This is a genomic window from Sinomicrobium soli (assembly GCF_003285545.1).
In the GTDB taxonomy this organism is placed as follows: domain Bacteria; phylum Bacteroidota; class Bacteroidia; order Flavobacteriales; family Flavobacteriaceae; genus Sinomicrobium.
Window position 1 is genome coordinate 85,413 of sequence record NZ_QLNV01000014.1, and the last position, 13,346, is coordinate 98,758.

Here is a 13,346-nt window from a genome sequence, read left to right on the forward strand (position 1 = left end):
TTCAGAATATCTTCTCGCGTGAAAGAACCTGTAACCAATTTTGAAGATGATAAGTTGGCCGAAAATACTTTTCTAAGCCCTGAAACCTGATTCAGGATCAAATGTACAGTTGTCTGATGAAATCATGGTTCCTACAAATACAGATAAATATATATCTCCGTCCGACAAGAAATCCTTTAAAATACGGGAGTTATCCTGTACTGATAGCTCAGTGATTCATTAGGGATCCTATAGACCGGTAAGGGCAGGGAATTTCTGCTCCAGCTATTGGTTCCTCCCACCCCTATCCAGGCCTTGTCGATATTCAGAAATGTTTTGGGGTTTTTGCTCAACTCAAAGGAATAATCCGCCCTTTCCATATCTTCCCGGGTATAATGTGTCGCCCCAAAACCAAAAGAGCGTCTTTCCGGTAAATCGTAGTCCCATTCCCTTATGATCGGTCACTTCCACCCAACGGGTATCGGTTTTGTAACCATTTTCCTGAGGACGGCTGTAATCTGCCCATTCGCTATCCACTTTAGGACTGTAAGTTTCTGTTTTCTCCGTTTTCCGGTCCGCATACTTTAAGTTCCGGGATACCACAGGTAAAAAGCGGATTCCACCCCGGCAAAATGCAGGTAGACCTTCCGGTTATCCCAGTTTTCGGGAACCGTAAACTCCCTTTTATACGATACTACCGGATTAAAATCTCCCGGAGCCTTTAAACCGGAGATATCGAAGGGGTAGATAATATTGGCATATACCGGTATCCCGTACCCGTGCATCTGCCAGTTCAACGGAACGGGAATACGGCTGATTTGAAACCCTCCCTTAACACCACCGGTACGCCGGCTTTCATATGAATGATTTTTAATATTATTTGATGTTTTTTTAATAATAAACGCTTTATAATCCCCATATATTTGATATTTCGTAAATCCACGCGTTCGGAAATGCCCTTTCCAGGAAGATCCCAAATATTCCGGACACGCGATTACAACAAATATTATCATATTCATGAACAGAAGAAAATTTATTCAACGAAGTTCTGCTGCAGCTATGGCATTTTCCATCGTCCCAAGAGCTGTATTGGGCGGGGCGGGGTATGTTGCCCCGAGCGACTATCTTAACCTGGGGTTCATCGGGGTGGGAAAACAGGCGAGGGGGCCATTGCTCAAAGGCATGAGCCACTGCAGTGAAATCCTTATCCGGGCGGCCTGTGATGTAGATTCGAAGAAACTGGAACACTTCACCGCACTGGCCAGAACAGCCAATTCCCAGAAGGTAGATATCCAGATCAAAAGATATAGCGACTACCGCGAGCTGCTGGCTCAGCCCGATATAGATGCCGTCGTCGTGGCTACACCGGATCACTGGCATGCGCAAATGGTCGTCGATGCTGCAAAAGCGGGAAAAGATATTTACTGTGAAAAACCACTCTCTCTTACCATTACGGAAGGGAGGGCCATGGTAAACGCCGTAGGAAAATACAAACGCGTACTTCAAACCGGCAGCATGCAGCGTTCTCAATACAACTTCCGTCAGGCCGCTGAACTGGTATACAACGGATATATAGGCGACATCAAGGAAATCAATGTCTCGGTCGGTGAACCGGTAAGGGCACTTGATCTGCCTGTTGAACCCATCCCCGGTTACCTGGACTGGGACCAGTGGATCGGGCCGGCCCTGTACCGGGGCTATCACCCTGTACTTTCCCCACCCCTTGAAGATGATAAATGGGCATGGTGGCGGGGGTACCGCGATTTCGGGGGCGGATTGATCACAGACTGGGGTGCTCACATGTTCGATATTGTACAATGGGCCCTCGGTATGGACCGATCGGGACCGGTCGAGTTCACTCCCCCGCAGACAGCGGGAGCAAAACACGGATTGTTTTTCAAGTATGCCAACGGTATCACTGTCCGCCATACGCCATGGGGCAAGAACAATGCTATACAGTTTATCGGTACCGAAGGACAGATCGAAGTAAGCCGCCAGTTCCTGAATACGACTCCCCGAAAGCTAACTGACCTGAAATTCCGCAAAAGGGACCAACGGTTGTATTTCAGTGACAATCATTACCAGGACTGGATAAATGCCATAAAAAAACGCTCCCTGCCCATATGTGACGTGGAAACAGGACACCGCAGCGCTACTGTTTGCAATGCCGTGAATATTGCCTATGAACTCCAGCACACATTGAAATGGGATCCGGTTACCGAATCTTTTGACAATGATTTCGCCAACATGATGCGGAGCAGACCTTACCGGAAGGGGTGGGATTTTAATGATTTTTAAACCCGGGAAATATGAACCGAAGAAACTTTATAAAGCAGTCAGGTCTTGCGGCCACAGCTGCAGTCATGCCCGTACTTCCATTCGACTGGAAGAACAAAGACACCTCTATAGGCCTACAACTATACTCTATAAGTCCGAGCCTGAGCGATGACTTTGAAGGTAATATCGCCAAGGTGGCCGAATTGGGCTATACCCATGTAGAGTCTGCGGGATACAACAAAAAAGAACGCACACTTTACAATCGTTCCGCCAGGGAATACCGGAAGATCATTCGCGCCAACGGACTCCAACCTATCAGTGCTCATGTCCGGTTTAGCCCAGAGGAAGCCGCTCCGCTGCTCGACGATTTCGCAACCATAGGTGTAAAGTATGTTGTCTGGCCTTCAGTGCACGGTGGTTTCCGAAAGAGTGCCGACGGTTACCGCCGCGCAGCCGCACAGATGAATACGGTGGCCGCCCAGGCCAGAGAAAGAGGAATCCGCTTTGGCTATCACAACCACAACTTCGAATTCCAAGCCATAGATGGAAAGATCCCGTATGATATCCTGCTCGAAAACACCGATCCGGAACTGGTCTTTTTCCAGATGGACCTCGGATGGTTGGTGAAGGGAGGCTTTCAACCACAGGATTACTTCCGGAAACATCAGGGGCGCTTCCCATTATGGCATATTCGCGATGTAAATGACGATGGAAAATCCGTGCCCGTCGGAAGTGGAAAGCTCGATTTTCACTCGATTTGGTCGCAGCGTGAACTGGCGGGCTACGAATTAGGCATGGTGGAAACACAACAACGGAAGACCTCCCCGTTAAACGACATCAAACAAAGTATTCACTATCTGAAAACCGAAATAATCAAATGACAAATCAAATCGTCGGAATACAGTTATTACACTGCCTTTTTTAATTGGCAATATGAGTACAAAAACACTTTTTTACGTTTGTTTTTAACAATTTATTGTGTTCTTTGATTAAAGATTTATACTTTAAACGCATCTATTGCCTGATTTTTGCCTGTCTGATGACATCTTATAGGTCCCGGCAAAAAGTCAGGTGTATTTCAGGTCTCACACCGGGATTCTCGCTATTATTGATTAACCAACCGAAACCCTGTTTCAGGTTTCACATAAAATAATTACATGAACAAGATCAAACCATTTTTATTCCTGTCCCTCTTCGTTGTCGTCTGTATTTCATCCTGCGGGAATGTTCAGAAAGAAAAAGCCGCGGCACAGACCGACCTGGAAAAGCCCAATATCATATTCATTCTTACCGACGACCTGGGCTATGGGGATATCGGGGTGTTCTTCCAGAACGAAAGGAAAAAACAGGGCGACAAGAGCGAACCCTGGCTACAAACTCCTTACCTGGATGCCATGGCCGGCGACGGCGCCCGGCTCACCCATCACTACACGGCAGCTCCGGTGTGTGCACCGTCAAGGGCATCGATACTCTTGGGTGTTAACCAGGGGCACTCCAACGTTCGTGACAACCAGTTCGACAAGGCTCTGGAGGACAATTACACCGTGGCGAATGTTTTAAAACAAACCGGATACCGTACTGTAGCTATCGGCAAATGGGGGCTACAGGGAAAGGGGAAAGGCCCCCGCTGGCCGGCACACCCTCTCAAAAGAGGTTTCGACAACTTTTATGGGTATATACGGCACCGTGACGGCCATGAACACTATCCCAAGGAAGGTATATACCGCGGGCCCATGGAAGTCTATGACGATTACAACAACGTAGCCGACGACCTGGATAAATGCTATACGGGCGACCTGTTTACCGCCAGGGCGAAAAAGTATATCACCGACCACCAGGAAAACCACGCAGGCGACCCGTTCTTTATGTACCTTGCCTACGATACTCCTCATGCCGTACTGGAATTACCTACCCAGGCCTACCCGGAAGGCCGCGGACTCAAAGGAGGGTTACAATGGCTGGGAACACCGGGCGAAATGATCAATACGGCCTCCGGAGAGGTCGATTCCTATATGGACCCTGTCTATGAAAGTGCGACCTGGGACGATGATAAGAACCCCGATACTCCCGAAGTGCCCTGGCCGGACACCTATAAGCGCTATGCTGCAGTAAACAAAAGAATTGACGACCAGGTGGGCGACCTCATTCAATTACTGAAAGACCTGGAGATCGACCGGAATACCCTGGTGATCTTTACTTCGGATAACGGGCCTTCCCGGGAATCTTATCTCCCCAAAGAAGAATATGCAGAATACACCCCGGAGTTTTTTAACAATTTCGCGTATTTCGACGGGATCAAAAGAGATACTTACGAAGGGGGGCTGCGCACCTCTACCATAGCTTTCTGGCCGGGGACCATTCCCGCGGGAAGTGTAATAAACAGTCCGAGCATTTCCTACGACTGGCTGCCCACCTTTGCCGAGGCTGCAGGAGTCACTGCCCCCGTACGGACCGACGGAGTTTCCCTGCTTCCCTCCCTCACCGGGAAAGGAAAACAGCAGGAAAGCAAGATTTATGTAGAATATTTTCATCCGGGCAAAACACCTGCCTATGCCGAATTCGGCAAGAACCACCAGAACACCCGGCGAAAACAGATGCAGATGATACGCTTGGGAGATATGGTAGGGGTACGATATAATATCACGGATGCGGAAGACGACTTCAACATTTATAATGTGGTGGACGACCCGGCCCAGCGAAATGACCTGGCCGGTAAGCATACCGACCTGCAACGCCAAATGAAGGCCAGAGTGCTTCAAATGCGCCGTACGGACACCTCTGCCCCGCGTACTTACGACAAGGCCCTGGTGCCTGCCGTGACCGGAAAATCGCTGGAAAAAGGACTAATGGCCCGGTCTTACCAAAACGATCTGCCCTGGATCCCGGCAGTTCCCGGAGATGCTGTTTCCGAAGTCCGGGTAAACGACCCCGGAGAAGTACAGTTCGGGGAAAACCTGGTTTGCCTGGAAGGTTATATCAACATTCCCGAAGACGGAACATACCGGTTTTCGGCAGATACGGATAAAAAGTGTTTTATGAGGATTCACGACATTGCCGTGATCGACAGGGACTTTAACGGGGACAAGGCCCGGGAATATGAAGTGAACCTCTCCAAAGGCAACCACCCGGTAAAATTATATATCACGGGAGAAGGCCCGGTTTCCGGAAAGGAGTTACAGCTGAAGTGGGCACATAAAGACCTCGGTGAATCTGTGGTGCCTGCATCTGCATTTTATCACAACCCGGAATAGATAGATCTCAATTCATAATGCTGGACAGTTTTCTCAAATATTGCTTTCTCTTTCTGACGGGTACTTTGTGCTGCAGTTTTCAAAGTACAGGCCAGGAAGGCATGCTCTTTTCCAGGATTACCTCAGAACACGGCCTGGATTCGGATGAAAGCCGTTTTGTCTTCCAGGACAGCGACGGTTTTATCTGGATCGGAACAGACGGAGGGCTGTTCCGCCATGACGGTTATGAGATGGTAAGTTTTGAGACCATCGTTCCGGACAGCAAAAAAATACTGGGGAAGGCACAGTATTTCGAAATTACCGAAAGTGACGATAAAAAATTATGGGTGGCCTCTTCGGCAGGCATATTTTACTATGATAAAAAGAAAGCCTGCATCCGCCTTATTGAACAAGGAGACCAGGTTTATGTCAGCACCAATCCCGGAGATCGTATGACCATTGAATACGACCCTTCCGGAAAAATCTGGTTCGGCGGGAGCAGGGGGATTTTCTTTTATGACCTGCATACACAGAAAATAACCCATTACAATTCCATTAAAAACAGGGATAATCCGAGAGGACTGAGAGATGTCCTTATCAGTTCCTCCGGAGATGTATGGCTGGCCACCTGGAAAGACGGGCTGGGCAGGTATATCCCCGAAACAGGAAAGTTTGAAGTTTTTGAGGAATTTACCTCGGGGCCCTCCCGGACAAAAGACAACGTTCTGAATTCCCTGTACCAGGACCGAAAAGGGAGATTATGGGTCGGCACGTGGGACGGAGGACTATACGTTGTGGATATTTCAGAACCGGGATCTCCGGAGGTACTGGAATGGTTCGGGGAATCAACAGCTGAAGCGGACGGACTTCCGAGCAATATTATTTACGATATCAACGAAGACCTTCACGGCAGTATATGGGTAGGAACCCCCTTTGGCCTCAGTATAATCAGCACTGCAGAAGACCGGGAGTTTAACTTTCTCGATTTCGGAAATGCAACCGGCACCAAATGGAGAAATCACGAAATCAGTAGCATTCTCAAAGACAGGTCCGGCCTTATGTGGCTGGCCACCTTTGGTGGTGGAGTCAGTAAAATTGACCTCCGGAAAAATAAATTTCCCCTGTATCACATCTCTCCTCCCGATAACCGGAAAAGTCAATCTGTATATGCCTTTATCAAAGATCATAAGGGGAGACTGTTACTGGGTGTACAAAGCCTCGGGTTCGGGGTATATGACCTGGACAACAAGGTGCTGACCACGTATGAGCATATAGATGATTACAGCTCATTATATGCGCTTGACCTCAATACGGTAAGAAACTTTACCCGGGATAAAAAAGGAAATTTATGGTTGGGTACAAGGTTTAAGGGGCTTATCAAATACAGCCCTTCCCGAAGGAATTACATTCAGGTGTCCGACCGCAGGGATCATGGCAGGATATTTAAGGAAGTATTCCGTACTGTTCCGGATCTCAACAATAAGATATGGGCACTTACGAACAAAGGTTTTTATACCATTGAACAGGGAGGTCGTTTCATCGACAATACGGTAAAACCCTTTGAACCCAGGATTTCCGGGGACTCTTCAGTAATACAAAACACCTTTTCCGACTTTAATCTCAGTAAAAACGGCTACCTGTATCTCGCCACCAACAGCGGGGATATCTGGAAATCGGCCACCAGTATTTATTCGGATTCCACAGGTACCTGTTTTTTTAAAAAGATACCGCGCCCCGGAAATAACAACAAGAGCCTGAACACCCTGTTTATCGATGGAAAAAACAGGTTATGGGTAGGCACCAACAACGGGCTTGAGATCTATACCGAAGAGGGCAAACCCGCGGGATCCGATGTCCTTTCGGGAATAAAAAATCTTTCCCTACACGCTTTTGAAGAAGATGAAAAGGGCAATATCATCGCTACATCCAATAAGGGGCTGATCTATATCAACATGTTGTCTGATGAGACCAGGATCAGTTTATATACCATCCGTAACGGACTGCAGGCAAATTATTTTATCAAGGGTTCCATTTTCAAGGATGAGGACGGCACCTTGTTTGCAGGCGGGCATCAGGGGTTCAACCATTTAAATCCTTTGAATATCAAGGACGACCATATGCAGCCTGCCCTGGTACTCACCAACCTGCGCACGTCCCGGAAGAATTACTACAGCGATCACACATTCCATACCGGAAACCCGTTCAGGGTGGATTACGATGACAACATGATAACGCTGTCTTTTTCCTCCATCGACATGAGGGACCCGGATAACCTGAACTATGCCTACAAACTGGAGGGCCTGGAAAACGAATGGAAATACGTAACGTCCAACAACAGGACGGCCACCTATGTAAACCTGAAACCGGGTAAATACACCTTTAGACTAAAAGCCACCAATGCCAACGGTCAATGGACGGAAACCAGCCTTTCACTTCCGGTTTTCGTAGAAACCGCTCCCTATTTTTCCTGGTGGGCCTATTCGCTGTATGCCCTGGCGGTAACAGGCATCATTGTTGCTATCTTTGTGCTTTATCGCAGGAAGGTCAAGATTCGCGAGGCCCTGAAGGTAGAGAACATTGAAAGGATAAAATCAGAAAAGCTACACCAGTTCAAATTACAGTTCTTTACCAACCTCTCTCATGAACTGCTCACTCCCCTGTCTGTGCTGACCATTCTTTCCGACAAGGGCCTGAGCCGGAACGATGACCGGCAGGAGAAAGAAAAAATATTAAAACGCAATGTCAAGATCCTGAACGACCGCATTAAACAGATGCTCCATTTCAGGAAAGCCGAGACCGATAATATGGCCCTGGATGTTTCCTGGCAGAATATTTCCGGGATTATCGGTGACCTGAAAAAGGATTATGAGATCCTTGCAGAAGAGAAAGGCATCAGTTTTAAGATTAATGTACCAGGCGATCTTACGGGGTATATCGATCCGGAAAAGATAAAGATCTGTGTCAATAACCTCCTTTCCAACGCCTTTAAATACACCCCGGAACAAGGTGCTGTTACCCTGGAAATGTATGCCACTGGGCATAACGGCAATCAGCACCTTACCATTGTTGTGGCCGATACCGGTAAAGGTATTCCCAGGGAGGATCTCGAAAGAATATTCGACCGGTACTACCGCCTGAAATCTGTTCAGGGCCGGGAAGACGGCCTGGGTATCGGACTTGCGCTCACAAACCACCTTGTGGAAATACAGCAGGGGACCATTGACGTGGAAAGTGAAGCCGAAACAGGTACCCGCTTTAAAATTACCGTTCCGATAGGCAGGGATATCACGGGTTCAAAAGACAGAAAACTGTCCGGTGCCCTTATCACTGAAAAAAATATCGAATTCCCAGAACAACACAAGGTATCCGATGAGCTGGAGGATGTGGAATACTCGGGTAAAGCCATTCTGCTGGTCGAGGATAATGAAGACTACCTGAAACTCATGCAGTCCTATCTCCGGAATTATTATAAGGTCTTCAGTTGCCTCGACGGAAAGAGTGCCCTTGATCTTGCCAACTCCGAAGAGATAGACCTCATCGTTTCCGACCTGCGTATTCCCGATATGAACGGGCATGAATTGTGCAGGGCAATCAAAGGCAATGTCAATACCAGCCATATTCCCGTAGTGGTCGTAACGGCACATGCCGGCGACGAGGAAAGAAAAAAAGGATATGAAGCAGGAGTAGACACCTATTTTTCCAAACCGATAAACCTGGATGTCCTGGTATACCGCATCGAATCACTGCTGAAAAAACGGGAAAAAATATACAGCAAGTTCAATAAGGGCCAGTTCCTGGAGCCTGAAAAAATAGTTTCTACAAGTATCGACGAAGAATTCCTGGCCAGGGCCAAAAGATCCGTGGAACATCATATCTCCGATTCCGATTTTTCCGTCAAGATGCTTTGCAGGGACCTGGGCATGAGCAACTCCATGTTCTACAGAAAGATCAAGGGCCTTCTCGACATTACTCCCAACGAATTTATAAAAAATATCCGGCTGAGGCGGGCCGCCCAATTACTCACTGATAACAACATCCATATTTCGGAAGTCGCCTATATGATCGGTTTCAACGACCTGAGTTATTTCAGCGCGTGCTTTAAAAAACAATACGGTGTTTCTCCCAGTACCTACCAGAAAAAAAAACACGATGAGCAACAGGTGGTTTTCTCCATACCTAAAAGCACCCCGGAAAATGACATATGGGAGAAATTCAATGACAATTGATCATTATTTCACAATAACTCGTTGTTGAAAATATCAAATTCGTGACATAAACTTTAAATCAATGTCATGAAAACAAATTACCATGTTCAATCCGTGCTTTGCTTTATCATAGCAAGCAGCTTAATAGCCTGCGCCGGAACCGATCTTAAGGATACCGAAGACATCCTGAACAAAGCACAGCATGCCGGTTTGAGTACCACAGACACTTTTCTTATTTCTTCTATGGATATGGAACAGAAAATACTGGAATGGGGACATGATATAAAACAGGGAGGAAGTGCAGCCAAACTAACTGCAGGAGCGTGTCAGCAAATTTTTCAAAACGGAAGGTTCACCATACTGAGAATCCCGATTTACTCCAACGCCCATAATCCTGATGGCTCGGTAAGGGAAAACTATAATACCGGGTTAATGCCCCTGAGTGTCTCCTCCGATGAAGTCCAATGGGAAATAATCCCCACGGACGGAGGCTGGTTCCATCTTAAGAACAAGGCTCATAATAAATATGCCAGAGGGCTCAATACCGATGTCCTGGAGATTGATTCGACTTCGTATACGGGAAGCTGGACCCAATGGAAACTTGTCGATGCCGGAAACGGGTGGTATTATTTGCAAAACCGCGGACATACCAGTAAGCACCTGAGGGCAGACAATGACGGCAATATTACGCTATACGACAATACTTCTACAGGATCCTGGACCCAATGGAAACTCACAGATACCGGAAACGGGTATTCCTATATCACCAATAAAGGACAGAACAAATATCTTTCCGGGGGTGGAAACGAATACGACAAGATCATTGAGGTTATAAATACGGCAAAGACTAACGGAGACCCTGATTTATATGCTTCTCATAAAATTTATGATAATACAGACCACAATACAAACCGAAACATCAATTTTGGTCCCTTTTACACCAGCAATGGCATAGATGCCGGGGGTTTTGCCGCCAGTATCGACGCCTTCTTAGATTATATTCAAACCCATACCGCGAAAACGGTAAAATACCTGGCTCCGCGATGTGAACTGGGAAGTCATTGGACCCCCCAGAAATTTGTAGATGTAGTGAATAATCTCACTCACTCTCCTCTGATCGTTTCTCCCGAAGCCGCATATGCCATCAACAGTGATTCCTTCTGGACCACCGATGTGCAAAACCTGACCGATATTAAATCGACTCACAATAAGGAGAACTCTCCGCAATGGCCTTTGAACAGTGAATACGACTGGGACGGAGAAACCGTAGGTGGTAATCAGGACAACTTTTTATCGCTCGTCTTTAAATTGCACGAAGCCTTTTACAAAGGCAAGGTCACTGGTATTGTTTTTTGGGGACAAACGCACCTGAATAATACCGATGACGATAATAACAACGGCCCTTTCCGAAGGGAACTCGTGGCCGCTTCCGAATATAATCTCGTCAAATGCTCCATTTCAGAAAATGAAGAAGCTGCTGTAATCGCATTCGCCACGGACGACCCCGACGAGATCAAGGTTTTTTATGCTTCTACAGAAGGGCTCACCCTTAGTTTTGACAGGAGTGTCAAAAGTTCCAGTGTACCCTCGGAAGCCTCGGGCATAACAGCCTCTTCATTTGACATGCCGGCCACCGGAAAATCTGATTACGGGAGTTTTATCGTCGAATTCAACTAATTGAGCATTCGGGCAAACATCAGAAATATAAAATGGCAGTCAAAATGAATTAACGCATGAAATCTGATGAGAAATGAATATTATTTCACAATACTCCCTGCCAAATAATCGCAAATTCGCCACACCAACTAAACCACAATGGACCTGAAGCTCACAGGCCTTTAAGTCTGACTAAAACTTTATATAGAATGAAAACGTCTTTATTCATTAAAATTACGGTATCCTTTACCACAGGTATCTTTATAGCATGTTCGGGATCAGATCTCAACGAAACAGAAAAAACATCCCCCATTGGAGATGAAAATGTCGATCTGAGTTTAAAAGACTCCTTCCTGATATCCTCCATGCAGGTCGTACAGAAAATCACAGACTGGGGGCATGATATTAAGCAGGATGGAAACGCAGAGAACCTAACAGAAGAAGCATGTACACAGATCTTCGAAAACGGCAGGTTTAACATACTGAGAATTCCCTTCTATTCAAACGCCCATAACCCCGATGGCTCGGTAAGAGATAATTACAAAACCGGATTAATGCCCTTAAACACATCATCCGGAGAAGTACAATGGGATACGATCTCAACTGAAGGGAATTGGTTCTATATCGAGAACAAGACTTTCAATAAGCGTGCAAGAGGAATTATATATACTACAGGGCAAAGCATTCTGGAAATAGACACCACTTCATATATGGATAACTGGAACCAATGGAAACTCGTCGATGCCGGAAACGGGTGGTACCACATAGAAAATCGTGGGCATTCTGGTAAACACCTGAGAGCTGATAATAATGGCAACATTACTCTTACTGACAATACGTCTACAGGCTCCTGGACCCAATGGAAATTTACAGATGCCGGAAACGGATACTTCTATATTGCCAACAACGGACAAAACAAATATTTATCCGGGGGCGGTAACGAATACGACAAAATCATCGATGTCATAAACATCGCCAAGGTTAACGGAGACCCCGATCTGTATGCCTCTCATAAGATTCACGATCATGCAGATCACAGTACAGAGCGAAATATTAATTTCGGATCGTTTTACACCCCTAACGGTATAGATACCGATGGCTTTGCAGCCAGCATAGATGCCTTCTTAGATTATATTCAAACCCATACCGGGAAAACAGTGAAATACCTCGCCCCACGTTGTGAACTGGCACAGCATTGGGAAAGAGCAGAGTTTATAGATATTGTAAATAAACTTACTCATTCCCCTTTGATCGTATCTCCGGAAATGTCGCTGGCAGGTAATTCAGATGTATTCTGGAATAATGATGCCGAACAGGTAACTGACATCAAAGCTACCCACAATAAAAAGCTAACTGCTCCGTGGCCGGCCAACAGTGAATACGATTGGGACGGAGAAACGATCGGAGGAAATCAGGATACTTTTATAAATCTTGTATACAAATTACATGAAGCCTTTTATAAGGGAAAGGTTACAGGTATAATTTTCTGGGGACAGACTCATTTGAACAACACCGACGATGACAATAACAACGGCCCTTTCCGAAGGGAACTGGTCTCTGCCTCGGCATATAATCTCGTAAATTGCTCCGTGGCAGAGGACCCCGACTCGGCCGTAATTGCCTTTACTACAGAAGACCCGGACAAGGTGAAGGTCTTTTATGCTTCTACAGAAACTATTCATCTCCGTTTTGACAGAGATATCGATAACACCAGTGTACCTGCAGAAGCTTCAGGTATTACCACAAAGGGATTTGATATACCTGCCACGGGAAAATCTGATTACGGGAGTTTTATAATAGCATTCGAATAATATAATTATTAGGTAAACAGAAGAATACGAAAATTCGTGATATCGACAGTATTATATGAGGACTAAGTCAAATCCTTCTTTATCATGCAATCGATTCCGTACACAAAAACAAATCATCTTGGACCGAAGAAATTTTATCAGGAACAGTAGTTTGGGAACAGGCGCATTGCTGTTTCCCGGAAGCTTGT

Annotated in this window: 9 protein-coding genes; 6 read left to right on the plus strand and 3 right to left on the minus strand. The window is 46.3% G+C overall.

Translation table 11 applies throughout. From position 1 onward, the window contains the following. Positions 1–176: 176 nt before the first annotated feature. Genes DN748_RS15505 through DN748_RS19385 form a run of 3 tightly spaced genes read right to left on the minus strand, consistent with a single transcriptional unit; the run spans position 177 to position 998 of the window. Complete coding sequence (locus DN748_RS15505) at positions 177–437, minus strand: beta-galactosidase small subunit-related protein (protein ID WP_317047437.1); 261 nt, start codon at positions 435–437, stop codon at positions 177–179. Next, positions 334–582 (minus strand): beta-galactosidase small subunit-related protein, encoded by a 249-nt coding sequence (locus DN748_RS19450; protein ID WP_161554581.1) that lies wholly within the window; start codon positions 580–582, stop codon positions 334–336. The genes DN748_RS15505 and DN748_RS19450 overlap by 104 nt, the downstream gene beginning before the upstream one ends. Beyond that, on the minus strand, positions 564–998 hold the full coding sequence (locus tag DN748_RS19385) for a sugar-binding domain-containing protein (protein WP_112372747.1): 435 nt from the start codon (positions 996–998) through the stop codon (positions 564–566). Before DN748_RS19385 ends, DN748_RS19450 begins: the two co-directional genes overlap by 19 nt. Between DN748_RS19385 and DN748_RS15520 the strand changes: the two genes are divergently transcribed. From DN748_RS15520 to DN748_RS15545, 6 genes are all read left to right on the plus strand, one after another. After that, positions 997–2,277, plus strand: a complete 1,281-nt coding sequence (locus DN748_RS15520) for a Gfo/Idh/MocA family protein (protein WP_112372748.1) — start codon at positions 997–999, stop codon at positions 2,275–2,277. The two genes, DN748_RS19385 and DN748_RS15520, sit on opposite strands and share 2 nt — an antisense overlap. An 11-nt stretch (positions 2,278–2,288) precedes the next feature. Next, complete coding sequence (locus DN748_RS15525; RefSeq protein ID WP_112372749.1) at positions 2,289–3,137, plus strand: sugar phosphate isomerase/epimerase family protein; 849 nt, start codon at positions 2,289–2,291, stop codon at positions 3,135–3,137. A 276-nt stretch (positions 3,138–3,413) separates the two neighbouring features. Further along, on the plus strand, positions 3,414–5,507 hold the full coding sequence (locus tag DN748_RS15530) for a sulfatase-like hydrolase/transferase (protein ID WP_112372750.1): 2,094 nt from the start codon (positions 3,414–3,416) through the stop codon (positions 5,505–5,507). Positions 5,508–5,524: 17 nt separating this feature from the next. Beyond that, positions 5,525–9,712: a hybrid sensor histidine kinase/response regulator transcription factor gene (locus tag DN748_RS15535; protein ID WP_112372751.1), complete on the plus strand. Its 4,188-nt coding sequence runs from the start codon at positions 5,525–5,527 to the stop codon at positions 9,710–9,712. A 66-nt stretch (positions 9,713–9,778) separates the two neighbouring features. Next, entirely contained in the window at positions 9,779–11,368 is a 1,590-nt protein-coding gene (locus DN748_RS15540; protein WP_112372752.1) for a fascin domain-containing protein, read from the plus strand. A 188-nt stretch (positions 11,369–11,556) separates the two neighbouring features. Next, positions 11,557–13,158, plus strand: a complete 1,602-nt coding sequence (locus tag DN748_RS15545) for a fascin domain-containing protein (RefSeq protein WP_112372753.1) — start codon at positions 11,557–11,559, stop codon at positions 13,156–13,158. Positions 13,159–13,346 lie beyond the last annotated feature (188 nt).